Genomic DNA, 22,584 nt, shown 5'->3' on the forward strand with positions numbered 1-22,584 from the left:
GCGCCCGCTTCCGGGCCGGGGCGGCGCTGCGCGCGTCCGGCCGGCTGGTGGCCCGCGCCTCGCGCCGGCTGCGCCGGGTCGCCGGGCAGGCCGTCTCGGCCAGCGTCGCCACCACCGACCCGTCCGCCCGCCCGCTGCCGCCGAAGCGGATGGCCGCACCGCCGTTGATGCGCGGACGGTTCGGCACCGGACCGGGACTGCCGGTGCTGGCCATCGCAGGGCTGATGGTGCTGATCGTGGCGATGCTCGGCGTCGAGCAGGCCACCGGGGTGAGCATCCTGCCCGACCGGCTCAGCGCCGGCCTGCGGCCACCGCCGAAGAAGTTCCCGGTCCTGCCGGCCAGCCATCCGGTGAGCCTCACCATCGACACGATCGACCTGCGGGCGGCGGTGCACGACGTGGGCATCGCCGCCGACGGCACCATCGCCGTGCCGGACGCGGCCCGCGCCCAGGAGGCCGGCTGGTACGACCAGGGCCCCACACCCGGCCAGTACGGCCCAGCGGTGATCGTCGGCCACGTCGACACCACAAGCGGCCCGGCGGTGTTCCACCAACTGCGTGAGCTGCGCTCCGGCGACCAGATCGAGGTGACGCGCACCGACCACAGCGTGGCGGTCTTCGAGGTGGACTCGGTGCAGCGCTTCGACAAGGGGCAACTGCCGGTCGACGAGGTGTACGGCGACTTCAGCCGCCCGAGCCTGCGCCTGATCACCTGCGGCGGTCGCTGGGTCGGCGGCGAGACCGGCTACTCGGACAACGTGGTGGTATTCGCGTCCCTGGTCAAGGCGCGGTAGGGGGCGGCCGGGTCAGGCGGCGGCTTCGGGCTCCCGCAGGTCGAGCCAGTCTGCCCAGCGGGGGTCCGGTGCGCGGTGCCCGAGGACCCGCCACGCGGTCCCTTTCGGGGCGGCCGGCAGCGCGTGCAGTCGCCAGCCCAGCTCGGCCGGGGTCTTGTCGCCCTTGGTGTGGTTGCAGCGGGCGCACGCGGCCACCACGTTCTCCCAGGCGTGCCGGCCACCCCGGCTGCGCGGGAAGACGTGGTCGATGGTCTCGGCCGGGCCCCGGCAGTAGGCGCACCGCCAGCCGTCCCGGGCGAAGATCGCCCGACGGGACAGTCCGACGTGCGTGCGGTACGGGACCCGGACGAAACGGGTCAGCCGGACCACCGACGGCACCGGGAGCACGTCGCGGGCACTGTGCAGGATGCCGTCACCGTCGGCGACGCAGACCGCCTTCGCGGACAGGACGAGGATCGCGGCTCGACGCACCGACACGACACACAGCGGCTCGTAGGTGGCGTTGAGGACCAACGCGCCGGAGCCCACCGTGGGTCGTATGTCAGGCATCGCGCTCACCCTCCCGGTTCAGCGGCTGCTGCGTGCCGCCGTCGACCGGGGTCGGGCATGACGACCCACACGGTCGACGCCGGCCGATCACCGACGTCCGTTGCGCCAATAGTCCCTGATCGGACCCCGGATTGCACGCACTAATCCGGGGCCGGACATGAAGCTCTCTACCGCACCTGTCAGGATGGCCGGTTCGCCCCGCTCCGGCGTCGCGGTCGGCGGCACGTCACCCGGCCGGTGGGTCGGCGACGGGCGGTCCGGTTCGTTGCGGTACGAAGACAGGGTGAGTGCCGCCAGCATGATGCCCCTCGCCCTGTCCACCGCCGGGTCGGTGAACTGCCAGGGCAGTTCCTCCTGCGAGTTCATCTACGAGCTCACCCGGTCGGACTGGTTCGCCGAGGGCAGTTACTGGATCCTGCTCAAGCCGCTGCGGGTGCTGCTGATCCTGGTCGTGGCGATGGTGGCCCGCTGGGCGCTGCACCGGACGATCAACCGGCTGGTGCGGACCACCACCGACGGTGCGGTGCCGACCATGCTTCGGCCGCTGCGCGAGCGGGTGCCCACCGCCGCGGTCGACCCGGCCGAGTTCGTGCCGGAGCGACGGCGGCAGCGGGCCGAGGCGATCGGCTCGGTGCTGCGCAGCCTCACCACGGCGTTCGTCTTCGGGATCGCGCTGCTGATGATCCTGCGCGAGTTCAGCTTCGACCTGGCCCCGCTGCTGGCGAGCGCCGGGATCGTCGGCGTCGCGCTGGGCTTCGGCGCGCAGAGCCTGGTCAAGGACCTGATCGCCGGTCTGTTCATGCTCATCGAGGACCAGTACGGCGTGGGCGACAACGTCGACCTGGGCGAGGCGACGGGTGTGGTGGAGTCGGTCGGACTGCGGGTCACGACGGTCCGTGACGGTCGGGGCGTGCTCTGGTACATCCGCAACGGCGAGATCATCCGGGTGGGCAACAAGAGCCAGGGCTGGGCTCTGGTGGTGGTGGACCTGCCGATCGGGTTCAGCAGCACCGAGGAGGCCACTGCCGTCCTGCGGACCGCGGCCGCGTCGATCGCGATGGACCCGGAGCTGTCGCCGGAGATCGTCGAGGCGCCCGAGGTGCTGGGCGTCGAGCAGATGACGGTGGACGGCGCGGTGATCCGGACGGTGGTGAAGACGACCGCCGACGGGCAGTTCGCGGTGGGCCGGGAGCTGCGCCGACGGCTTGCCGAGGCGCTGGAGAACTCGGGGATCACCGCCCAGATAGCCGCTGCCCGCATCTATCCCGGCGTACCGAGCCGGTCCCTGCCCGAGGGCGAGACCGGTCAGGGCGGCGCCACCTGACCCGGACAGCCTGTCCGGTCGATACAGGGGTCGCGGTCCACCCGGCCCCTCAGGTATCGTCCGTTCGTTCAGTCGGGGATGCGACGAACGAGCCGTTCGCCCTAGCTAGTTGTCAGACGATCGGGCAGAATTCGGTGCACGCGTTCCCGCCGGAGCGTGGTCACATCCTCGCTGATCCGTAGATCTGACGAGTGTTCCCGGCCGGCTGCCACGAGCGGTGCGCCGGGAGCCGATGGAGGCGACGGTGCCCGACGAGCGACCTTCCGCGGAAGGCCCGGCCACATTTCGCGAAGTGTTCGCCCAGCGCGAGTTCCGGGCTGTCTTCGCGGCCGGTGCCCTCTCGTGGATCGGTGACTACGTGGCGAAGGCCGCCGTCACCCTTCTGGTCTACCAGCAGACCGAGTCCGTCGCGCTCTCCGCCGCCGCCTTCGCCGTGAGCTTCCTGCCGTGGCTGCTCGGTGGCCCCCTGCTCGCCGCGCTGGCCGAGCGATACCCGTACCGACGGGTGATGGTCGCGTGTGACGTGATCCGGATGGCGCTGATGCTGCTCATCGCCATCCCGAACCTGCCGGTCCAGGCGGTGCTGATGCTCATCTTCGCCGCCACGCTGGCCAACCCGCCGAGCCAGGCGGCGAAGTCGGCCCTGATGCCGCAGATCCTCACCGGCGACCGGCTGGTGGTCGGCCTGTCGCTGAACAGCAGCGTCGGGCAGGCCGCGCAGGTCCTCGGCTACCTGCTCGGCACCGCCGTCGCCGCGTTCAACCCGGCCCTCGCACTGCTGATCAACGCGGCGACGTTCGCCGCGTCGGCGCTGCTCGTGCGTTTCGGCGTCCGGGACCGGGCCCCCGTGATGACCAGCGCCCACCGCAGCCACCTGCTTCGGGAGACCACCCAGGGGTTCCAGATCGTGTTCGGCACGCCGGTGCTGCGGGCCATCGCGGTGCTGGTGTTCAGCGCGATGCTCTTCTCGATCGTTCCGGAGGGGCTGGCGGCGGGCTGGGCCAACCAGGACGGCGGCGACATGGACGAGGGCCTGGCACAGGCTCTGATCATGGCGGCCAACCCGGTGGGGTTCATCCTCGGCGGGCTGCTCGTGAGCCGGCTGCTCGGTCCGTCCCGACGGCTGGCCCTGATGCGGCCACTGGCCGTGCTCGCCCCGCTGGCGCTGGTGCCGGCACTGTTCAACCCGGCGCCACCGGTGGTGGCGCTGCTCGCCGCGCTCTGCGGGTTCGCGGTCGCCGGCATGCTGCCGATGGCCAACGGCCTGTTCGTCCAGGCCCTGCCCGCCGAGTTCCGGGCACGCGCGTTCGGTGTGATGGCCACCGGGGTCCAGGTCATCCAGGGGGTCGCGGTGCTGGCCACCGGGCTGCTCGCCGACCGGTTCTCCATCCCGCTGGTGGTCGGCGTGTGGAGCGCCGCCGGGGTGCTGCTGATGCTGGTGGCCTCGCTGCGCTGGCCGGACCGGCAGACGGTGGACAGCACGATCGCGGCGGCGGTTGCGGCCAACGCCGAGCAGGCGGCCAAACAGGGCGACCGGCCCTCCGGCGGCACCCCTGCCGCCGACCCACAGGCGGGCACGGGCCGCCGCCGGCACGCCCTGAGCTGACGTCCGCGGCGCGGCGTGATCCGACGCACGGCGTACGGGTCCGGCCGGTGCGGGGCGCACCTGGCAGGATGGAACGGTGAACCCCGCAGGTGAATCCGACCGTCCCGCTGCGTCGATGACCCTCTTCGAAGCGGTCGGCGGCGAGCCCACCTTCCGCAAGCTGGTGGACGAGTTCTACATCGGTGTCGCCACCGACCCCCTGCTGCGCCCCATGTATCCCGAGGAGGACCTGGGGCCGGCCGCGGACCGGCTGACCCTGTTCCTCATGCAGTACTGGGGTGGGCCGAACACGTACTCCGCCCAGCGGGGCCACCCGCGGCTGCGGATGCGGCACGCCCCGTTCCGGGTCGGCGTGGCCGAACGGGACGCCTGGCTGCTGCACATGCGCCGCGCCGTGGACCGGCTCGACCTGGAGCCGGAGATCGCCGGTGCGCTCTGGGCCTATCTGGAGCGGGCCGCGTACTTCATGGTCAACGTCGTGGACGACCCGGCCGAGCCCGCCTGACGGCCCCGGCCGGACACCCGGCCCGCGTGGCGCCTCAGAGCAGAGCGCCCTCGTCGTGCAGCCAGTCCACGAAGCTGGTGGCCACCGCCGCGCCGCAGTCGAGCATCTCGACCAGCAGCGCGTCGTGGGTGCCGGCGCCGAGCGGCACCTGAAGCTCGGCGTAGATCGGCAGCTGCCCGCGCTCGGTCGGGTCGCCGATGTACGCCTTGCAGAACCGGCGGGTGTGGTTCCACTCGTTGACCACCCGGTAGGCCCGGTCGGCCCAGTCGGGTGGGACCGTGGCGTGCGGGCGGGCCCGCATCACCAGGATCTCGTCCTCCGGCCCCTCCAGGGCGACCAGGACGGCGTGCCGCTCCCACATGGCCAACAGGTTGCCGTCGCCGTCGGCCAGGTACCGAACGTCGAGCAGGTCGAGCGCGTCGCAGACCCGACGCAGACTGACCGGCTCGACGGTGGCGGGCATCTCCGTCAGCACGGGCCGCTCATTGGACGGGCAGTCGTCCCCCGGCTGGCGGGGGCTGGGCGGTCCGACCCGGACCGCGCTCTCCACTGTGATCCCGCTTCGGGCTTCCGGATCGCCGCCGTCGGCGGGACCGGGGCGCCATGACCACCACGGCATCGCTCGCGCACCTCACTCCCCAGCGGATCCAGTCGCCTACGGTGCGTTGGATCCGAGGATGGACGGTACCCGGACAGCCGGGTTGAAGCACCCCCCCAACGACTGCCCCAGCCCAGAAGAACGAGCCGGGGTCATCCGTTCGGACGAGTCGCGAGGGGTGTTACGGCGAGGTCGGTGGCCTTCTGCAACCAGGTCGCTCCGTATGGTCCCACCAGACCGACCCAACGGCCGGCCACCCGCACCTGCACGGCCGGCTCGTCCGCGGCGGCGGCCGGGCCGGCGGCACCGAGGAAGCCCATCCGGACCAGCCCCTGCACCAGCCGCTGCGACACCTCCACCGGCGGCACCGGCGGCCCGTCGGGCGTGACCACCACCGCCACGTGGTCGAGCAGCGCGTCCCGCAGGGCACGCTGGCCGACCGCCCGGCCTGCCACACCCTGCTCGCTCGCCGTCCGCAGGGCGCCCGCCGCGGCGTCCGCGATCCGCCGCAGCTCGGCGGCGGGAAGCACCTCCACCGGTTGGCTGCGCGCCGGCGGGAGCGGCCACCGCCACTGCGCGTCCCGACGCGTCGGCAACCTCGTACCGCCCCGTTCCAGCTCGGCCAGCAGTTCGGCGGCGGCCACCGTGACGTCGTCGACGACGCCGTCCGCCGCGCCGCCGGCCACCGTCCGCACCACGAGCACCTGCCACGGCAGCCGCGCCCAGAGCGCGACGCGCCCGGCCGCGCCGGCCGGCCGCAGCCGGACCGGCGCGGCCGGGTCCAGTCGGACCAGCCGGGCCAGGAACGCGCCGGCGTCGACCACGCCGGTGAGGCCGTGCGCCGCCGACGCGACCCGGTCCGGTCCCGTACCCGGCCGGGTCACGCCCCGCCCCCCTGCGGGGCGTACGTCAGCAGGAAGTCCCGCTCCTCGGCGGTGATCCGCCGGGGCACCTGACGGGTCAGGTCGAACGGCACCAGCACCGAACGGGCCCGACTGGCGAGCACGTCGCCGTCGTACAGCTCGTAGGCGACGGTGAAGCGGGAAGCCTTGATCTCCTCGACCCACAGCTCGATCCGGACGGTGGGCGCCGCCTCCGCGGTGGCCCGACCCAGCGCGTAGTCGACCGGGCGCAGGTAGTCGACCTCGTGCCGGCGGATCACGACGCCGTCGGCGAACGAGCCCACCCCCCAGGCCCGGCCGCCGGCGAACATCAACGCCACCCGCGCCTCCTCGTACAGGGTGAGGAAGCGCGAGTTGTTGACGTGGCCGTACGCGTCCAGGTCGGACCAGCGCAGTGTGCAGTGGTAGACGAACCGGTCAGACACCGTCTCGGCCGGTCAGTCGCGGGTCAGCTTGCGGTACGTCACCCGGTGCGGCCGGGCGGCCTCCGCGCCGAGGCGGTCGATCTTGTTCTTCTCGTACGCCTCGAAGTTGCCCTCGAACCAGAACCACCTCGCCGGGTCCTGGTCGTCGCCCTCCCAGGCCAGGATGTGCGTGGCGACCCGGTCCAGGAACATCCGGTCGTGGGAGATGACCACGGCGCAGCCGGGGAACTCCAGCAGCGCGTTCTCCAGGCTGGAGAGCGTCTCCACGTCCAGGTCGTTCGTCGGCTCGTCGAGCAGGATGACGTTGCCGCCGATCTTCAGGGTCAGCGCCAGGTTGAGCCGGTTGCGCTCACCGCCGGAGAGCACCTTGGTCGGCTTCTGCTGGTCCGGTCCCTTGAAGCCGAACGCGGCGATGTACGCCCGCGACGGCATCTCGACCTTGCCCACCATCAGGTAGTCCAGCCCGTCGGAGACGACCTCCCAGACGGTCTTGTCGCCGTCGAGGCCCTGCCGGTTCTGGTCGACGTACGACAGCGAGACGGTCGGACCGACCCGCACCTCGCCGGCGGTCGGCTCCTCCAGCCCGACGATGGTCTTGAACAGCGTGGTCTTGCCGACGCCGTTCGGGCCGATGATGCCGACGATGCCGTTGCGGGGCAGCGAGAACGACAGGTTGTTGATCAGCAGCCGGTCACCGAAGCCCTTGCTGAGGCCCTGCGCCTCGATCACCGTGCTGCCCAGGCGCGGGCCCGGCGGGATCTGGATCTCCTCGAAGTCGAGCTTGCGGGTCTTCTCCGCCTCGGTGGCCATCTCGTCGTACCGGTCCAGGCGGGCCTTGGACTTGGTCTGGCGGGCCTTGGCGTTGGAGCGGACCCACTCCAGCTCCTCGGTGAGGCGCTTCTTCATCTTCGCGTCGCGGCGACCCTCGACGGCCAGGCGGGCGGCCTTCTTCTCCAGGTAGGTGGAGTAGTTGCCCTCGTAGCCGATGGCCCGCCCGCGGTCCAGCTCCAGGATCCAACCGGCCACCTTGTCCAGGAAGTACCGGTCGTGGGTGATCGCCATGACGGTGCCGGCGTACTTGGCCAGGTGCTGCTCCAGCCAGGAGACGCTCTCCGCGTCCAGGTGGTTGGTGGGCTCGTCGAGCAGCAGCAGGTCGGGCGCCTCCAGGAGCAGCTTGCAGAGCGCGACGCGGCGTCGCTCACCACCGGAGAGCTGGGTCACGTCGGCGTCCGGCGGCGGGCAGCGCAGCGCGTCCATGGCCAGTTCGAGCTTGGAGTCGATGTCCCACGCGTCGGCGTGGTCCAGCTCCTCCTGGAGCTTGCCCATCTCCTCCATCAGCTCGTCGGAGTAGTCGGTCGCCATCTGCTCGGCGATCTTGTTGAACCGCTCCAGCTTGGCCTTGGTCTCGGCGACCGCCTCCTCGACGTTGCCGAGGACGGTCTTGGCGTCGTTGAGCGGGGGCTCCTGGGCGAGCATGCCGACGGTGTAGCCGGGCATGAGCCGGGCCTCGCCATTGCTCGGCTTGTCCAGCCCTGCCATGATCTTGAGGAGGCTGGACTTACCGGCGCCGTTCGGGCCGACCACACCGATCTTGGCCCCCGGCAGGAAGCTCAGCGTCACGTTGTCGAGCACGACCTTGTCGCCGTGCGCCTTGCGCGCCTTTTCCAGGACGTAGATGTACTGGGCCACGGTGCGGGCTACCTCCGTCGGTTTGCTGTCGCCTGATCGGCGGCGCGGCGCGGGCTCGGACCTCACCCGCCGCCGCCGGCCGGGAGCCGGCCGCGCGCACGCCATCGTCAATCCTGACAGGTACGGCGCGCTTCGCCCACATCACCCCGCCCCAGGAGTACGCCGGCGAGCCGGATCGTCGGCCTCTGAACGATGGGCTGTCGACAAGATCACCCTTAGGATTCGCCCAGCCCGAGGCGGGTAGGAGACTCCGGCACGGGGGCCCAGACACCGCAGCTACGCTCAGTACGCTCATCGCGGTGGACCCGTCAGCACCCGGAGGTGGCCGATCGTGACCGTCCGTAGCTCCTTTGTCGTAGTGGCGAACCGTCTGCCGGTCGACGAGGTGAGCACACCAGAGGGACGGCAGTGGCGACGCAGCCCCGGAGGGCTGGTCACCGCGCTGCATCCCGTGCTCGCCGAACACCAGGGCACCTGGGTCGGCTGGGCCGGCGGCACCGGCGCCGCGCCCGAGCCGTTCGACCTGGAGGGGATCCGGCTGCACCCGGTCCCGTTGAGCGCCGAGGAGTTGGAGCGCTACTACGAGGGCCAGTCCAACGCGACGATCTGGCCGCTCTACCACGACGCCGTGGAGACGCCCGCCTACAAGCGCCGCTGGCGCGAGGCGTACCGCCTGGTCAACGCCCGGTTCGCGGAGGCCGCGGCGGACGTGGCGGCCGAGGGCGCGACGGTCTGGGTGCAGGACTACCAGCTCCAGCTTGTCCCGGCGATGCTGCGGGAGCTGCGACCGGACCTGCGGATCGGGTTCTTCCTGCACATCCCGTTCCCGCCGATCGAGCTGTTCATGCAGATGCCGTTCCGCACCGAGATCCTGCGGGGTCTGCTCGGCGCCGACCTGGTCGGCTTCCAGCAGCGGCTGGCCGCGCAGAACTTCGTCCGGCTGGCCCGGCACCTGCTCGGGCTGCGCTACGAGGGGCAGATGATCCAGGTCGACGGGCGGCAGGTGAAGGCGGGCGCCTTCCCCATCTCGATCGACACGCAGGAGATGGAGCGGATGGCGGCCGATCCGGCCGTCCAGGCCCGCGCCAAGCAGATCCGCGCCGAGCTGGGCGACCCGAAGACGATCATCCTGGGCGTGGACCGGCTGGACTACACCAAGGGCATCGAGTTGCGGCTCAAGGCCTTCCGCGAACTCCTGGCTGACGGAAAGTTGACAGTTCCGGACGCGGTTATGGTGCAGGTCGCCACGCCGAGCCGTGAGCGCGTCGAGCACTACCAGGCACTTCGAGTCAAGGTAGAGCGCGAGGTTGGTCGGATTAATGGCGAATTCGGCAGGGTCGGCGTGCCGGCGGTGCATTACCTGCATCAGTCGTACAGTCGCAGTGAACTGGCCGCGATGTACGTTGCTGCCGACGTGATGATGGTGACCCCGCTGCGAGACGGAATGAACCTGGTAGCCAAGGAGTACGTCGCATCGCGCGCCGACCAGGGCGGTGCGCTCGTGCTCAGTGAATTCGCTGGCGCCGCAACGGAGCTGCGCCAGGCCTTTCTGTGTAACCCGCACGATCCGGACGCGGTCAAGGACGCCCTGCTCCGGGCAGTGCACGTGGAGAAAACCGAGGCACGCCGCCGGATGCGGACAATGCAACGTCACCTGCGTACCCACGACGTGGGGCACTGGGCCAAGTCTTTCCTCTCCGAACTGGGAGTTTCCGAGGCGGAGGCCGAGTGAACACGTCCGTCAACGACGGAGCGCCGATCGTCACCGAGGTGATGGATCCCGAGCTGCGGTCCGCCATCGGCCGGATCGCCCGGGTTCCCCAGCTCCTGATCGCCTGCGACTACGACGGCACACTGGCGCCGATCGTGGAGGACCCGAGCACCGCCGTACCCCTGCCCGAGTCGGTGGCCGCGATCCGCGCGCTCGCCGCGCTCCCGCAGACCACCGTGGCTGTCGTCTCCGGCCGGGCGCTGCGCGACCTGGCCGCGCTCTCCCGCCTGCCCAGTGAGGTGCACCTCGTCGGCAGCCACGGCTCCGAGTTCGACATCGGCTTCGTCGAGCGACTCTCCCCCGAGCTGGTGGCGGTGCGCCAGCGGGTACGCAACGCGCTGCGCGAGATCGCCGCCGAGCACCCAGGGATCCGGCTGGAACGCAAGCCGGCAAGCGTCGCCATGCACACCCGTGGGGTCGACCCGCAGGTCGCCGCCGCCGCCATCGAGGCGGTCCGCAACGGCCCGGCCACCTTCGATGGGGTCACGGTCACCCAGGGCAAGGAGGTCATCGAACTCTCGGTGGTGGCCACCCACAAGGGCACCGCGATCGACCAGCTCCGGACCCAGCTCGCGGCCAGCGCGGTGCTGTTCATCGGCGACGACGTCACCGACGAGAACGCGTTCGGCAACCTGCACGGTCCTGACCTCGGCATCAAGATCGGCCCCGGCGAGACCCAGGCCGCCTACCGGGTGGCCGAGCCGCTCGACGCGGCCCGCACGCTCGGGCTGCTGCTGGAGACCCGCCGGCACTGGTTGTTCGGTGAGCGGGCGGTGCCCATCGAGCGGCACTCGATGCTCTCCAACGGCCGTACCGTCGCCCTGCTCACCCCCGAGGCCAAGGTCAGCTGGCTCTGCCACCCCAAGCCCGACTCGGCGGCGATCTTCGCCGACCTGGTCGGCGGCAGCCCGGCCGGTCACTTCAGCGTCGCCCCGGAACGCGGGGGCATCCCGCTGGGCCAGCGCTACCGCTCGGGCACGATGACCGTGGAGACCCGGTGGTCCGGGCTCACCGTCACCGACTGGCTGGACAAGCCGGCCCGCGAGACCACCCCCGACGGCCCAGCCGTCGTCACCGGCGACTCCACACTGGTCCGGGTGCTCACCGGCAACGGCAAGGCCCGGCTGGAGTTCGCCCCCCGGCCCGAGTTCGGTCAGGTCGCCGTGCAGTTGCAGCCACTCGGCGACGGCCTGCTGGTGCTCGGCTCCAACGAACCGATCGCCCTCTACTCCCCCGGCGTCGAGTGGCAGGTCAACAACGACGGCGGGTACGAGACCGCCAAGGCCGTCGTCGACCTCTCCGCCGCCGGTGGGCAGGTCGTGCTGGAGCTGCGCTTCGGCACGCACAGCCTGGAGCACCACCGGGTGCCGATCCACGAGCGGCAGGCCGCCGCCGAGCAGCCGTGGAAGGACTGGGTGGCCTCGCTGCGGCTGCCATCGACCTCCCGCGACCTGGTCGCCCGCAGCGCGCTCACCCTGCGCGGCCTCTGCCACGAGGCCACCGGTTCGATCCTGGCCGCGGCCACCACCTCGCTCCCCGAGGAACTGGGCGGCGTCCGCAACTGGGACTACCGCTACTGCTGGCTGCGCGACGCGGCGCTGACCGCCCGCGCGCTCGTCGACCTCGGCTCCATCGAGGAGGCCGAGGCGTTCCTGCGCTGGGTGGACGGCTGCATCGAACGCACCGGCGGCCACCCGGAGCGCCTGCACCCGCTGTACACCATCGACGGGTACGAGCTGGGCGCCGAGGCGGTCATCGACACGCTGCCCGGGTACGCCGGCTCCCGGCCGGTGCGGGTCGGCAACCTCGCCAACCACCAGCTCCAACTGGACGTCTTCGGCCCGATCGCCGACTTGATCGCGGCGGTCGCCGACGCCCGTGGTTCGGTCCGCGACGACGAGTGGCGGGTCCTGGAGAACATGGTCGAGGCGGTCCGCCGCCGCTGGCACGAGCCCGACCACGGCATCTGGGAGGCCCGGCTGCCACCACGGCACCACGTGTTCTCCAAGGTGATGTGCTGGATGACAGTCGACCGGGCGCTGCACGTGATGCGCCAGCACGGTGGCGAGGACCGACCCGAGTGGAAGGACCTGCGCGACCGGATCGGCGCCAACGTGCTGGAGCACGGCTGGCACTCCGAGGTCGAGGCGTACAGCGTCGCGTACGGCGACGAGGACATGGACGCGTCGTCGCTGTGGATCGGCCTGTCCGGTCTGCTCCCCGGGGACGACCCGCGCTTCCTGTCCACCGTGCTGAAGATCGAGGCGGACCTGCGCAGCGGCCCGGTCGTCTACCGGTACCACTGGGACGACGGCCTGCCCGGCCGTGAGGGCGGCTTCCACATCTGCACGGCGTGGCTGATCGAGGCGTACCTGCGCACCGGCCGCCGCACCGACGCCGAGGAACTGTTCGCGCAGATGGTGCTCACCGCCGGCCCCACCGGCCTGCTCCCCGAGCAGTACGACCCGCTCGCCGAGCGCGGCCTGGGCAACCACCCGCAGGCGTACAGCCACCTCGGGCTGATCCGCTGCGCCCTGCTGCTGGACAACATGCTCAAGCAGTAGTTCGACCGACAGACCACGACGGGCCGGAGCAGCGCTGCTCCGGCCCGTCGTCTGTGCCGGCACCTCTACGCGGTTTCGGGGACACCGACCCGCTTCCTTCGCGCCGATTTCCTCACCACGACGGGTGCCGGCGCGACACGCAGCCCGGCTTTCACGATGTAGAGTTCGCGCTTCTCCTTGGCCATCCCCCGTGCGTCAAGCACGTAGCCCGTAACCCATGTCCACCCGTTGTATGGGTCGACCTCGCCGAGGGACACCAGCCGCATCAACAGCGCGCGGTCTCCCGTGAACTGCACCGAGCAGGCCGGGCCGATGAACACGACGTCTCCCGGCTTCACGGCAGCCACCCGATGAACCTGCGCCGCAGCACGTCGGCCGGAGCCCAGCTCATGTCCTGACCGGCGGAGATCAGGCACAGATTCATGTAGTAGGCCAGGGATATCCGCTCGCACTCCCCCAGCAGCTCCGTACGACGTGTGGCACAGGGCCAGGGCCGGTCGCATGTCTCGCACAGCCACAGCGGCAGGACCGGTCCATGGTTGGTCATCAGTGCTCACCTGGCCAGTGACCTCTGTTCACGGGAATCTTGTGCCTGGTCCGGCACGGCAGCTCATTCCCGCATCCGCAGACGTTCCGCCACCTCGTCCACGACCACACCGGCTTATGTCGACGGACGAGGGTTAGCGCTACGGCGGCCAGATACCCCGCATAGGAGACCCGTCGTGTCATTCGTCCATGGCACCACAAAGGGTTGCCCTTGTACAACCCCCTGCGGAGTTGTCTTACCCGCTACACCCTGATGCAATCCCCTGGGGCCATACCGTCTGGTTGTGGAGCTGCTTGGGCTGGATGAGATCCGAGACTTGCTTGGCGGGATCAGCAAGCAGCGTGCCACGATCATCGTCGGCCGCAAGGGATTCCCTGACCCCCTCGCCACCCTCAGCATGGGCCGTGTCTGGGACGGCAAATCCGTGCGAGCCTGGATCGCCAAGAACCGCCCCGGCCCAGCCGACGAGGATTGACCGACCGCAGCATCCGCCAGTTACCAGGCCGCCGAACGGCAGACGGACCCGGTCAGGTCCACCGCCGGCCGAGTTCACCGCCGCGCTTCGTCGCCTCACCCGTCGAGGGCGTTGACCACGTCGCCCACCACGACGACGGCGGGCGGGCGTAGGTCGGCCGTGAGCGCGTCGGCGGCCACCGCGTCGAGGGTGGACCGCAGCACCCGCTGGGTGCCGGTGGTGGCCTCCTGGACGACGGCGGCCGGCGTCTGCGGCGACCGACCGTGGGCGATGAGGGTGGCCGTGATAGCGGCGAGGTTCTTCAGCCCCATCAGGATCACCAGCGTGCCGTGAAGACCGGCGAGGGCGTCCCAGCGCACCAGCGAAGCCGGCGAGTCGGGTGCCAGGTGCCCGGAGACCACTGTGAACTCGTGCGCCACCCCCCGATGGGTGACCGGGATGCCGGCCGCGGCGGGCGCGGCGATCGAGCTGGTCACCCCGGGCACCACGGTCACCGGCACACCGGCCGACGCGCAGGCCAGCAACTCCTCTCCGCCACGGCCGAAGACGTACGGGTCGCCGCCCTTGAGCCGCACCACCGAGGCGCCGGCCAGCGCGCGGTCGACCAGGATCTGGTTGATCTCCTCCTGGGCCCGGGACGGGCCGTAGGGGATCTTCGAAGCGTCCACCAGCTCGACGTCCGGGCGCAGCTCGTCCAGGAGCAGCCCGGGCACCAGCCGGTCGGCGACCACCACGTCCGCCTCGGTGAGCAGCCGCCAACCCTTCACGGTGATCAGCTCCGGGTCCCCCGGCCCGGCCCCGACCAGCGCCACCCGCCCGGTCTGCCGCCCACCGGTCGCCCCGGTCGCGGCGTCGGGACGACTTGGCGCCACGGCGATCCCGTCCGGTGCCAGGCGAACGGCGAGCAGGTCGCGGACGGCGTCGCGGACGGTCATCGCCCGTCGGGGGTCGCCGCCGCCGAGCACCGCCACGGTGACCGGGCCGTGCCGGGTCACCGCCGGGGTCCAGGCGGTGGCGGCCGTCCGGTCGTCGGCCCGGACGCAGAAGATCCGCCGCTCGGCGGCGACGGCGCTCACCGACGCCGCCGCCATCGGGTCGTCGATGGCGACCTGGACCAGCCACGCCCCGTCCAGGTCCTCGGGCTGGAACCGGCGCGGCACCCAGTGCAGCCGACCCGCGTCGGCCCGGGCCTGCAGCGCCGGAGTCAGCTCCGGCGCCACCAGCAGCACGTCCGCACCGGCGTCCAGCAGCGCGGGCACCCGCCGGGTGGCGACCGCGCCGCCACCCACGACGACCACCCGCCGCCCGTGCAGCCGCAGACCGAGGGGGTACGGGTTGGAGGTCACCCCGCCGGGGCGGACGGCTCGTTCGTCGCCGGTGGTCACTTCTCGGCCACCCCGGCGGAGTCGAAGGTGGCCACCTCGTGCAGCACCCGCACCGCGCCGGTGACCACTGGCAACGCCAGCAGCGCGCCGGTGCCCTCGCCGAGGCGCAGCCCCAGGTCGATCAGTGGGTCGAGGCCGAGGTGACGCAGCGCCACCGTGGCACCGGGCTCGGCCGAGCGGTGGCCGGCGACCATGGCGCAGACCGCCGCCGGGGCGAACGCGGCGGCGGCGAGCGCGGCCGAGACCGCGATCACGCCGTCCAGCAGCACCGGCGTCCGGCGCGCGGCGGCACCCAGGATCAGCCCGGCCAGGGCGGCGTGCTCCAGGCCACCGACGGCCGCCAGCACCCCCAGCGGGTCGGCCGGGTCGGGAGTGTGCCGGGCCAGCGCGGCCCGCACCACCGCCACCTTGCGCGCGTACGTCGGGTCGTCGACCCCGGTGCCCCGACCGGTGGCGTCGAGCGGGTCGGCGCCGGTGAACGCGGCGATCAGCGCGGCGGCGGGGGTGGTGTTGCCGATGCCCATGTCCCCGGTGAGCAGGATGCCGGCGCCGGCGTCGATCAGCTCGTCGGCGATCCGGATGCCGGTCTGCACCGCCGCCAGCGCCTCGTCCCGGGTCAGCGCCGCGGTCACCGTGAGGTCGCGGGTGCCCCGGCGGACCGACGCGACAACCAGCCGGGGCACGGCCGGGTCGAGCACGGCCGGGCCTGTGACCGCCGGGTCGAGCGCGGCCGGGTCGGAGCCGGCCGGCGCGGCGGCCGGGTCGGTGGGCAGCGGGGTGGCCACTCCGACGTCGACCACGGTGACCGACGCGCCCGCCTGCCGGGCGAACGCGTTGACGACCGCCCCGCCGGCCAGGAAGTTGCCGATCATCTGCCCGGTGACCTCCTGCGGCCACGGGGACACGCCCTGGGCGTGCACCCCGTGGTCACCCGCGAAGATCGCCACCGCGGCCGGCTCGGGCAGCGGCGGCGGGCAGGCCCCGGCCAGGCCGGCGAGGCGTACCGACAGCTCCTCCAGCAGGCCCAGCGAGCCCGCCGGCTTGGTCAGCCGGCCGTGCAGCTCCCGGGCGGCGGCCATGGCGGCTTCGTCCGCCGGGCGGATCGCCGCGATCGTGGTCTCCAGCATCATGCCTCCATGGTCTCGCGCAGCACGTCGATGAACGCGTCGGTGGTGTTGCGGTCGCGTACCGCCACCCGTAGCCAGTCCGGGCCGAGGCCGGGGAACGTGTCGCCCCGGCGCACCGCCCAGCCGCGCTCGCGCAGGGCGGCTCGTACCCGGCTCGCGCCGGGCAGGTGCAGCAGGACGAACGCGCTGGCGGGACGGCCGACGACGCGTACACCGGGCAGGTCGGCCAGGCGGGCGACCAGGTGGTCGCGGTCGGCGGCGAGACCGGCGGCGATCGCGCGTTCGGCCTGGACCGCGACGGACGTGGCGCAGGCCGACGCGGCGACCAGCGCCGGGGTGGAGACGGCCCACAGCGGCTGGACGGCGGCCAGCCGGGACAGCAGTTCCCGCGCGCCGAGCAGGTAGCCGATCCGCAACCCGGCCAGGCCCCACGTCTTGGTGAGGCTGCGCACCACGAGCAGGCCGGGCAGGTCGCGCCGCTCGGCCAGCGACTCCGGCTCACCGGGGCGCCCGGGGGCGATTGTGGTGTCGGCGAACGCCTCGTCGACCACCAGCACCCGGCCGGGGCGGGCCAGCGCGGCCACCGTCTCCGCCGGGTGCAGCACGGAGGTGGGATTCGTCGGGTTGCCGATCATCACCAGGTCGGCGTCGGCGGGCACCCGGGACGCGTCGAGCCGGAAGTCCTCGGCGGGGTCCAGCAGCACCCGCTCGACCTGGTGGCCGGCGGCCCGCAACGCCGCCTCCGGCTCGGTGAACTGGGGGTGCACCACCACCGGGCGGCGGACGCCGCGCAGCGCCTGGGCGATCAGCACGAAGCCCTCGGCGGCGCCGGCGGTGAGCAGCACCTCGTTCGGGTGACGGCGGTGCCGGGCGGCGACCGCCGCCCGGGCCGGCGCCGGGTCCGGATAGCGGGCCAGCTCGGTCAGGGTCGCGGCGATCGGGTCGGCCAGCCACTGCGGCAGGGGCGCCTGACGCACGTTGACGGCGAGGTCGACCAGGCCGGCGGTCGCCTCCGCGTCGCCGTGGTGTGCGAGGTCCGGCTCGGTCCCGCCGGACGGGGTCGGCGCGCTCGGCTGATCAGGCATGTCCGCGATCCTGCCGGGAAGGCGGCCGGTGGGACAGCCGATCTCGACGTAAGCCGCGTCACCACTCGCCGGTTTAAGAGTTTTTCTCATGTACGAATCGGAAATGTCATAACTTGACCCTGTGAGCAACCGACCCCTTGCTGCCGCTGGTCGACTCGTCCCTCTCCTGCGCGCCGGACTGATCGCCGGCATCGTGATCGCCGCCGCCGCGTACCCGTTGGTCGCCCTCACCGGGCTCGGCGCCAAGGCCACCGCGCACGCCGTGGAGCAGAAGACCAGGCTGCTGACCACCGCCCTGCCCGCCGAGACCTCGTACCTCTACGCGCCCGACGGCAAGACCGTGCTGACGATGTTCTACGAGGAGTACCGGCAGTACACCAAGCTGTCGGACATGTCGCCGAACATCCAACAGGCGATCGTCGCCGCCGAGGACTCCCGCTTCTACCAGCACCACGGCGTCGACCCCAAGGGTGTCGCCCGGGCCTTCGTGGCCAACGCCCACTCCAGCGGCGTCTCCCAGGGCGCCTCCACGCTCACCATGCAGTACGTCCGGATGGCCCTGCGGGACAGCGCGACCACGCCGAAGGAGGTCCAGGAAGCCACCCAGCAGACCAGCCTGCGCAAGGTCAAGGAAATGCGGATGGCCCTGGACCTGGAGAAGGAGATGAGCAAGGAAGACATCATGGAGCGGTACCTGAACTCGGCGTACTTCGGTCACCGGGCGTACGGCATCTACGCCGCCAGTGAGATCTTCTTCTCCAAGACCCCCAAGGACCTCACCCCCGTCGAGGCGGCCACCCTCGCCGGGCTGGTCAAGTCGCCGTCCGAGTACGACCCGGCCGACTCCGACCAGAAGGAGGCCACCGGACGCCGCAACTACGTCCTGGACCGAATGAGCCAGCTCGGCTACATGTCCCCCGACTCGGCCGCCGCCGCCAAGTCCGAACCAATCCGGCTGAAGCTCACCAACCCGCCGAACGACTGCGCCGCGATCCCGGAGAAGTACAACAGCTGGGGATTCGCCTGCGACTACCTGAAGAACTGGTGGAGCGCGCAGCCCGCGTTCGGCGCGAACCGGCTGGAGCGCATCGACAAGCTGCGCCGCGGCGGCTACCGGATCGTGCTCAGCATCGACCCCAAGATCCAGGAGGCGGCCGAGAAGAACGTCGGCGCCAAGGAGGGCACCGGCAGCCCGTTCGCCAACGGCATCGTGGTCTCCGAACCGGGCACCGGACGGGTGAAGGCCATGGCGGTCAACCGCACCTACTCACTGGACCTGGCCGAGAACCCGCAGAGCTCCAACCCCGAGGCCGGGCCGAACGTGAAGGCCAACTACCCGAACACCGTGGCCCCGCTGCTCGGCGGCGGCGACCTGCCCGGCTACCAGGCCGGATCGACGTTCAAGATGTTCCCGATGCTCGCCGCGCTGGACTCCGGCATGACACTCTCCACGTCCTTCAACGCCCCGTACCGCTACAAGTCGTCCGTGTACGACGGCTGGGCGCCCTCCAACGCCAGCGGCGCGATGACCGGCCAGCAGACCATGTGGTCCGGCTTCGGCAAGTCGGTGAACACCTACTTCGTCTGGCTGGAGGAGAGGGTCGGCGCGGACCGGGCCGTCCGGCTGGCCGAGCAGCTCGGGCTGCGGTGGCGCACCGACGTCGACCGGGAACAGGCGTCCCCCGGCAAGGCGAAGAAGTGGGGCGCGTTCACCCTGGGCGTCTCCGACGCCACCCCGCTGGAGATGGCGAACGCCTACGCGGCCATCGCCGCCGACGGCAGGTACTGCGAGGCGATCCCCGTGCAGGCGATCATGGACCGGGACGGCACACCCGCCACGTACGCCACCCCCGGTGGCATCCACCGTGAGGTCGCCAAGCCCCGCTGCCGGCAGGTGGTCAGCGCGGACGCCGCCCGGGCGGCCACCGACGCGGCCCGCTGCCCGACCGGGGACACCCCGGCACGCGGCGGCTGCGGCGGCTGGTCCACCGCCGACAGCGTGCGAGGGACGGTCGGTCGCCCGGTCGCCGGCAAGACCGGCACCACCGACAGCACCCGGTCCGCCTGGTTCGTCGGCTACACACCGGAACTGGCGGCGGCGAGTTTCATCTCCGACCCCGACAACCCGTTCAACGCGGTAGGTGACGGGCAGTCCCAGATCCCCATCGCGGCGGTCGCCGAGACGCTGCGGGACGGTCTGAAGGGACAACCCACCCGCCAGTTCACCCCACCGTCGGACGCCATCGTCGGCTGAGAGCGGCGAGGCTCAGCGCAGGTCGGCGGCCACGAACGACCACAGCTCCAGGTCAACCCGGCCACCGCGGACGAAGCCGGCGTTGCGCAGCAGGCCCTCGTAGCTGAAGCCCGCCTTCTCGGCGACCCGACGCGAGGCGAGGTTGCCGGGGGCGACCCGCAGCTCGACCCGCTGGAAGCCGTGCTCCAGGATCAACGCGATGGCCACCGCGTCCACCGCCTCGGCGGCCAGCCCGAAGCCACGCGCGTGCGGCGCCATCGCGTACGAGACCTCGGTGGCCCGGGCACCCCAGTCGGTACGCCGTGTCCAGAGCGCACCCACCACCAGGTCGTCCTCACGGCGGATCACCGAGTAATGGTCGCCGTCGCCGCTGTCGCGCCGCTGCCGGGCCAGATCCGTGCACCAGGCCTGCCCGTCGATCGGGCCGGAGTCGTCGGCCAGCGGCAGCCACCGCCGGGTCAGCTTGTCGGCGAAGATCTCCCCGGCCGCCGCCGCGTCCGCAGCGGTGACCCGCCGCACCTCCGTACGCGGGGTGGACACGGTCAGCTCCGGGAAGCGGCGTACCGCCACCTGACCGATCACGCCGGCACCCCACCGGGCTGCGCGGGCACCACCTCGTCCACCGGGTCGGCCGCCGCGGCGGCCACCAACCGGGCCGCGGTCGCCGGGTGACCCGCCCAGTGCAGGGTGAGCTGCGAGGCGTGCACGTTGCGCCACACGAAGCCCTCAGGCGTGCCGCCGTCCCAGCTCCAGGCCGGACGCTGACCGGCGCGCGGCGTCAGCACCGCCCGGTGCTCCTTGTGCCCCACCAGCACCGTGCCGGCCGTGGCGACCACGCTGTCCGTCTGGGCCGTCGCCTCCCGGTAGCCCACCACCAGGCCGTCCCGGCTGACACCGACCGCGTCGAGCACCCCGCACATGGGCAGCCCGTCCAGCTCCCGGGCCAGCCACAGCAGGCCCGCGCCCTCGGCAACCACCGGCTGGCCGGTACGCGCCAACTCGGCCACCGCGATGCAGAGCCGCCGGTTCGCCGACAACTGCTCGGCGTACGCCTCGGGCAGCGCGCCGCCGACGACCAGAGCGCGGGTGCCCACCGGCAGTGCCTCGTCGCGCAGCGGATCGACAGTTACCACCTCGGCGCCGGCGGCCCGCAGCAGCTCGGCGGTCTCCGGATGGCTGAAACTGCCACCCGGTCCACCGGCGAGCGCCACCAGCGGCCGGTGCGCCGGAACGGCAAACGCGCCGAGCGCCTCCTGCGGCGACCAGGCCGGCGCCGGAAGGGGCGGGGCGGACCGGGCCAACCCCAGCAGCCGTTCCAGATCGACAGTGGCGGCGACCGCCTCACCGAGTCGACGCACCGCACGGACCGCGTCGGCGGACGAGTCGACCACCGGCGCCACACCGTGCCGCCGGGACGGCAGCACCGCCGGCAGGTCCTGCCGGCGCAGCGCACCGTAGACGGGCACACCCACGTCGTCGAGCGCCTCGCGCAGCATCCCCTCGTGCCGGGACGACGCCACCCGGTTGAGGATCACCCCGCCGAGCCAGAGCTGCTCGTCGTACGAGCGGAAGCCGTGCACCAGGGCGGCCACCGACTGGCCCATCGCGGCGACGTCGACCACCAGCACCACCGGGCTGCGCAGCGCGGCGGCCGCGGCGGCCGTGGACTCCTGCTCGGGGCGGCCCCCGACCGAGTCGTACAGCCCCATGCTGCCCTGCACCACGGCGAGGCCGGCGCCCGCCGCGCCGTGCGCGACGAGTGGGGCGAGACGGTCGACACCGACCAGGCGGGGATCGATCACGCGGCCGGGCCGACCGGCGGCGAGGCCCAGGTACGCGGCATCGACGTGGTCCGGGCCGAGCTTGAACCCGGCGACGTCGACACCCCGCTCGGCCAGTGCGGCGAGCAGCCCGATCGCCAGCGCGTTCTTGCCGTGCCCGGAGGACGGCGCGCTGAGCACCAGGCGCGGCACCACGGTCATCATCGACTCCTCGCGGGCGGCGGCGGGTACGCGACGGACAACCGAGGGGGTCGATCCGTCGGCGTGACGATACCCGCCCGCCCCGACGCGCGAGCACCGCCAACCAGGGCTGCGCGCACCGTCCCGGCCCGGTCGCGGACAGTGGCCCCGGTCATACGAGTAGCCTCGGTGCCGTGTACCGGTTCCTGCTGAGCCCACGCTGGCTGGGCGCCCTCGCGTTGACCCTGGTCGCCGCCGCCGTGATGGTGTGGCTCGGCAACTGGCAGCTGGACCGCTACCGGGGGCGTACCGAGGTCAACGAACGGATCGACGCCGGCCAGCGGATGGCCCCGGTGCCGTTGACCGAGGCGCTGAGCGCACCCACCGGCGGCGCGGGCAAGGCCGGTCCGGCCCCCGCGGAGGAGAAGGTCTGGACCCGGGTCACGGTCACCGGCCGGTACGACCCCACGAACACGGTGCTGGTGCGGGGCCGGACGGTGGACAGCCGGGTGGGCTTCGAGGTGCTCACCCCGCTGGTGCTCTCCGACGGCACGGCGCTGCTGGTGGACCGGGGTTGGATCCCACCGGCCCCGGGTGGCGCGACCGCCCAGCCGCCGGTGCCCGCCGCCCCCACCGGCGACGTGACTGTCGTGGGTCGGGTGCACGACACCGAGAGCGGCGCCGGCACGGTCAGCCGGCGGGACGGGCGGCTGGAGACCCGACGGATCTCCGTACCGCGGCTCGCCGGTGAGCTGCCCTACCCGGTGTACGGCGCGTACCTGCTGCTCGACGAGCAGACACCGGCCGCCGACCCGGCGTTCAAGGCGGTGTCGGTCGGGCATGCCAACAACTGGCAGAACTTCGGCTACGTGGTGCAGTGGTGGCTCTTCGCCGTGATGGCCCTGTTCGGTTACGGCTGGGTGGCACGCCGGGAGGCCCGGCGGGCCGCCGGCCTCGACACCGAGCGCAGGCCCCTGGACCGGGCGGCCGAGCCGACGCCGACCGCGTCCGCCTGAGCGGACC

Annotated in this window: 21 protein-coding genes; 9 read left to right on the top strand and 12 right to left on the bottom strand. The window is 72.3% G+C overall.

Annotation, left to right across the window (positions count from 1 at the left end; all coding sequences use genetic code 11):
• On the top strand, nt 1–794 hold a 794-nt coding region (locus FHG89_RS18270; protein ID WP_244295596.1), incomplete at its 5' end, for a class F sortase.
• A 12-nt stretch (nt 795–806) separates the two neighbouring features.
• Here the strand turns inward: FHG89_RS18270 and FHG89_RS18275 are convergent.
• The gene (locus FHG89_RS18275) at nt 807–1,343 is read right to left on the bottom strand and encodes an HNH endonuclease (protein WP_139585598.1); all 537 of its coding nucleotides are present in this window, start codon (nt 1,341–1,343) and stop codon (nt 807–809) included.
• Between the two features lie 283 nt (nt 1,344–1,626).
• On the opposite strand from FHG89_RS18275, the gene FHG89_RS18280 reads away from it, so the two are divergent.
• The 3 genes from FHG89_RS18280 (at nt 1,627) to FHG89_RS18290 (ending at nt 4,778) form a co-directional block, all read left to right on the top strand.
• Nucleotides 1,627–2,667 (top strand): mechanosensitive ion channel family protein, encoded by a 1,041-nt coding sequence (locus tag FHG89_RS18280; protein WP_482809821.1) that lies wholly within the window; start codon nt 1,627–1,629, stop codon nt 2,665–2,667.
• 232 nt (nt 2,668–2,899) lie between these two features.
• Nucleotides 2,900–4,273 carry an MFS transporter gene (locus FHG89_RS18285; RefSeq protein WP_139585644.1) on the top strand — a complete coding sequence of 458 codons (1,374 nt, stop codon included), beginning with the start codon at nt 2,900–2,902 and terminating at the stop codon, nt 4,271–4,273.
• 76 nt (nt 4,274–4,349) lie between these two features.
• Nucleotides 4,350–4,778, top strand: a complete 429-nt coding sequence (locus FHG89_RS18290; protein ID WP_139585599.1) for a globin — start codon at nt 4,350–4,352, stop codon at nt 4,776–4,778.
• A gap of 34 nt (nt 4,779–4,812) precedes the next feature.
• Here the strand turns inward: FHG89_RS18290 and FHG89_RS18295 are convergent, their stop codons facing one another.
• The 4 genes from FHG89_RS18295 to ettA all read right to left on the bottom strand — a co-directional run bounded on the left by FHG89_RS18295 (nt 4,813) and on the right by ettA (nt 8,392).
• Nucleotides 4,813–5,397 carry a type III secretion system chaperone family protein gene (locus FHG89_RS18295; protein WP_139585600.1) on the bottom strand — a complete coding sequence of 195 codons (585 nt, stop codon included), beginning with the start codon at nt 5,395–5,397 and terminating at the stop codon, nt 4,813–4,815.
• Nucleotides 5,398–5,528: 131 nt separating this feature from the next.
• Entirely contained in the window at nt 5,529–6,260 is a 732-nt protein-coding gene (locus FHG89_RS18300) for a DUF8185 domain-containing protein (RefSeq protein WP_139585601.1), read from the bottom strand.
• Nucleotides 6,257–6,703, bottom strand: coding sequence for an acyl-CoA thioesterase (locus tag FHG89_RS18305; RefSeq protein WP_139585602.1), 447 nt, complete (start codon nt 6,701–6,703; stop codon nt 6,257–6,259). The genes FHG89_RS18300 and FHG89_RS18305 overlap by 4 nt, the downstream gene beginning before the upstream one ends.
• A gap of 12 nt (nt 6,704–6,715) precedes the next feature.
• The gene (gene ettA, locus FHG89_RS18310) at nt 6,716–8,392 is read right to left on the bottom strand and encodes an energy-dependent translational throttle protein EttA (RefSeq protein ID WP_139585603.1); all 1,677 of its coding nucleotides are present in this window, start codon (nt 8,390–8,392) and stop codon (nt 6,716–6,718) included.
• Between the two features lie 331 nt (nt 8,393–8,723).
• Between ettA and FHG89_RS18315 the strand changes: the two genes are divergently transcribed.
• Together FHG89_RS18315 and otsB are read left to right on the top strand one after the other, a co-directional pair.
• Nucleotides 8,724–10,124: an alpha,alpha-trehalose-phosphate synthase (UDP-forming) gene (locus FHG89_RS18315; RefSeq protein WP_139585604.1), complete on the top strand. Its 1,401-nt coding sequence runs from the start codon at nt 8,724–8,726 to the stop codon at nt 10,122–10,124.
• A 41-nt stretch (nt 10,125–10,165) separates the two neighbouring features.
• The gene (gene otsB, locus FHG89_RS18320; protein WP_139585645.1) at nt 10,166–12,727 is read left to right on the top strand and encodes a trehalose-phosphatase; all 2,562 of its coding nucleotides are present in this window, start codon (nt 10,166–10,168) and stop codon (nt 12,725–12,727) included.
• A gap of 65 nt (nt 12,728–12,792) precedes the next feature.
• On the opposite strand, the gene FHG89_RS18325 is transcribed toward otsB, so the two are convergent.
• Nucleotides 12,793–13,074, bottom strand: coding sequence for a hypothetical protein (locus FHG89_RS18325; protein WP_139585605.1), 282 nt, complete (start codon nt 13,072–13,074; stop codon nt 12,793–12,795).
• Nucleotides 13,062–13,274 (bottom strand): hypothetical protein, encoded by a 213-nt coding sequence (locus tag FHG89_RS18330; RefSeq protein WP_139585606.1) that lies wholly within the window; start codon nt 13,272–13,274, stop codon nt 13,062–13,064. The genes FHG89_RS18325 and FHG89_RS18330 overlap by 13 nt, the downstream gene beginning before the upstream one ends.
• Nucleotides 13,275–13,557: 283 nt before the next feature.
• Here FHG89_RS18330 and FHG89_RS18340 point away from each other — a divergent pair, with 283 nt between their 5' ends.
• Nucleotides 13,558–13,749 carry a hypothetical protein gene (locus tag FHG89_RS18340; RefSeq protein ID WP_139585608.1) on the top strand — a complete coding sequence of 64 codons (192 nt, stop codon included), beginning with the start codon at nt 13,558–13,560 and terminating at the stop codon, nt 13,747–13,749.
• Between the two features lie 95 nt (nt 13,750–13,844).
• Here FHG89_RS18340 and cobA read toward each other — a convergent pair whose 3' ends face one another.
• The 3 genes from cobA to cobC are packed head-to-tail and all read right to left on the bottom strand — an operon-like array spanning nt 13,845 to nt 17,346.
• Nucleotides 13,845–15,095 carry a uroporphyrinogen-III C-methyltransferase gene (cobA, locus tag FHG89_RS18345; protein WP_139585646.1) on the bottom strand — a complete coding sequence of 417 codons (1,251 nt, stop codon included), beginning with the start codon at nt 15,093–15,095 and terminating at the stop codon, nt 13,845–13,847.
• Between the two features lie 35 nt (nt 15,096–15,130).
• A complete protein-coding gene (cobT, locus tag FHG89_RS18350; RefSeq protein WP_139585609.1) occupies nt 15,131–16,261 on the bottom strand; it encodes a nicotinate-nucleotide--dimethylbenzimidazole phosphoribosyltransferase in 1,131 nt (376 codons plus the stop codon).
• Nucleotides 16,261–17,346 (bottom strand): Rv2231c family histidinol phosphate aminotransferase CobC, encoded by a 1,086-nt coding sequence (gene cobC / locus FHG89_RS18355; RefSeq protein ID WP_139585610.1) that lies wholly within the window; start codon nt 17,344–17,346, stop codon nt 16,261–16,263. Before cobC ends, cobT begins: the two co-directional genes overlap by 1 nt.
• Before the next feature lie 121 nt (nt 17,347–17,467).
• Between cobC and FHG89_RS18360 the strand changes: the two genes are divergently transcribed.
• A complete protein-coding gene (locus FHG89_RS18360) occupies nt 17,468–19,600 on the top strand; it encodes a transglycosylase domain-containing protein (RefSeq protein ID WP_139585611.1) in 2,133 nt (710 codons plus the stop codon).
• A 12-nt stretch (nt 19,601–19,612) separates the two neighbouring features.
• Here FHG89_RS18360 and FHG89_RS18365 read toward each other — a convergent pair whose 3' ends face one another.
• Both FHG89_RS18365 and FHG89_RS18370 read right to left on the bottom strand, forming a co-directional pair.
• Nucleotides 19,613–20,182, bottom strand: coding sequence for a GNAT family N-acetyltransferase (locus FHG89_RS18365; RefSeq protein ID WP_139585612.1), 570 nt, complete (start codon nt 20,180–20,182; stop codon nt 19,613–19,615).
• On the bottom strand, nt 20,179–21,582 hold the full coding sequence (locus FHG89_RS18370; protein ID WP_139585613.1) for a cobyrinic acid a,c-diamide synthase CobB: 1,404 nt from the start codon (nt 21,580–21,582) through the stop codon (nt 20,179–20,181). The genes FHG89_RS18365 and FHG89_RS18370 overlap by 4 nt, the downstream gene beginning before the upstream one ends.
• Nucleotides 21,583–21,755: 173 nt before the next feature.
• Here FHG89_RS18370 and FHG89_RS18375 point away from each other — a divergent pair, with 173 nt between their 5' ends.
• Complete coding sequence (locus tag FHG89_RS18375) at nt 21,756–22,577, top strand: SURF1 family cytochrome oxidase biogenesis protein (protein ID WP_139585614.1); 822 nt, start codon at nt 21,756–21,758, stop codon at nt 22,575–22,577.
• The last annotated feature ends 7 nt before the right edge of the window (nt 22,578–22,584 follow it).

The organism is Micromonospora orduensis, assembly GCF_006228125.1.
In the GTDB taxonomy this organism is placed as follows: Bacteria; Actinomycetota; Actinomycetes; order Mycobacteriales; family Micromonosporaceae; genus Micromonospora; species Micromonospora orduensis.